We start from the raw sequence: 1718 nt of genomic DNA on the forward strand, positions 1-1718 counted from the left end.
TGAGTTCCTAAGGGATGTCAAGCCGCCGACGGATTCGTAGACTTGGTGTTGGCGGGTCGGGATGCTGGAGCGCTTTGCGACTCCTTCTGCTCCCGGCCCGTCCTGTTCTTGAGGCGTTGGCTTTGGCGTTTGCTGGCGGCGTTGGCTCGGGTTCTGTGGTCGACTTGGTGGTGGTCGCGGACGATCTGGCGACCCTCGGCCTCGGTGATCTGGCGGCCGTCGGTGTCGCGCAGGACGTAGTGCTGGCCGGTGCGCCAGCAGGTCGCGATCCGGGTGAGCAGGGTGGTGGCGATGTGGCAGATCGCGGAGTCGTGGTGGCGTTCGGTGGCCATCAGCCGGGCATATTTCGCGGCGAGTTGGGGGTCGGTCCTGCGAGCGGCGTCCGCGGCGGCGAACAAGGCCTCGCGCAGCAGTGGGTCACCGGCTTTGGTGAGGCCGTGCTGGTGGAGGGACTGCCCGGACTGGGCCACTTTCGGGACGAGGCCGGAGTAGGCGCGGATCGCGGCCAGGCTGGTGAACCGGTGCGGGTCGCCGATCCGGCCGGTGATGACCGCGGAGGTGACCGGACCGACGCCGGGCGCGGAGGCGACGATCCCGGTGGGGTCGGCTTCGGCGTAGAGGTTCGCGATCCGTTCGTCGAGGTCGTCGATCTGCTCGGTCAGTACCTGGGCCTGCTCGGCCTCGACGGCGATGTCGGCGGCGAGTTCGGCGAAGTCGATCCCGGTCCCGGGGTCGGTTCCCCACAGCTCGATCGACTGTTTCGCGGCGGTGAGCAGTGCCCGGGCGTGGTCGTCGCGCCAGGCGCCCCGGGAGTGCCGGATCAGGAACCGGGTCAGCCTGGCCTGCCCGAGCCGCAACAGGCTGGTCGGGTCGGCATAACGGGCCAGCACCGCCAGCGCGGCCTTGCCGTAGTTCGAGCCGAGCGCGTCGTACCAGGCCGGGCCGAGCAACTCGAGCTGGGCGTCGAGACGCTGGAACACCGCAGTACGGCGTTTCACGATCGAGGACCGGATCTTCACGATCCGGCGCAGCGGCTCGGCCGGCCCGTTGCTGGTGTGCTCGCGCAGCCCTTCGGGATGCAGCAGCGGCAACCGGGCCAGCAACTTGGAGTCCAGGTGGTCGTTCTTGGTGTGCTTGGAGTAGTACGCCCGCAGATCGGCCGACTGGGTGGTCGGCACCATGCTCACTTTCGCGCCGCGGCGGCGCAGCCACGACGCCAGCGGTGCCCAGGCGTTCCGGGTGGGCTCCAGCACCACCCGCACCGTGTCGCCCTCGGCCAGACCGAGCGCTGCCCACAGCGCCTCCAGCTCGGCCGGCCGGGTGAAGAACTTCCGCCCGGTCCACACGAACGTCCCGTCCGGGCGGGCCAGCGAGGCTTGATGAGCGGCACGACAGGCCACATCGATACCCAGGACCAGCTCCACACGCATCCCTTCCAACATTCACGAACCCGAACACACCGACCAACACACCGACCAACACACCGACCAACACACCGACCAACACACCAGGCCCGGTTCGACGACGGCACAGCCCAGACATTCCATAAGCAGGAGTCCAACCACCTCACGGCGAGCGGCTCCAAGTTCCCGAACAGGAACACCGGCCGAACACAGACCGGCCCCGCGAACGACCACTCAGAACTCAGGAATCACCAAGGCGTTCCGGTCGGTGGTTCGGCCGCCCGCGGGGCACACACCTAACCTAAATGTCGGTGG

The 1718-nt window shown here is 68.3% G+C and carries 1 protein-coding gene; it reads right to left on the minus strand.

The window, feature by feature from the left end:
- Positions 1–17 precede the first annotated feature (17 nt).
- Entirely contained in the window at positions 18–1430 is a 1413-nt protein-coding gene (locus E0H50_RS42695) for an IS110 family RNA-guided transposase (RefSeq protein ID WP_131297167.1), read from the minus strand.
- Between the last annotated feature and the right edge of the window lie 288 nt (positions 1431–1718).

The organism is Kribbella sindirgiensis, assembly GCF_004331435.1.
Taxonomy (GTDB): domain Bacteria; phylum Actinomycetota; class Actinomycetes; order Propionibacteriales; family Kribbellaceae; genus Kribbella; species Kribbella sindirgiensis.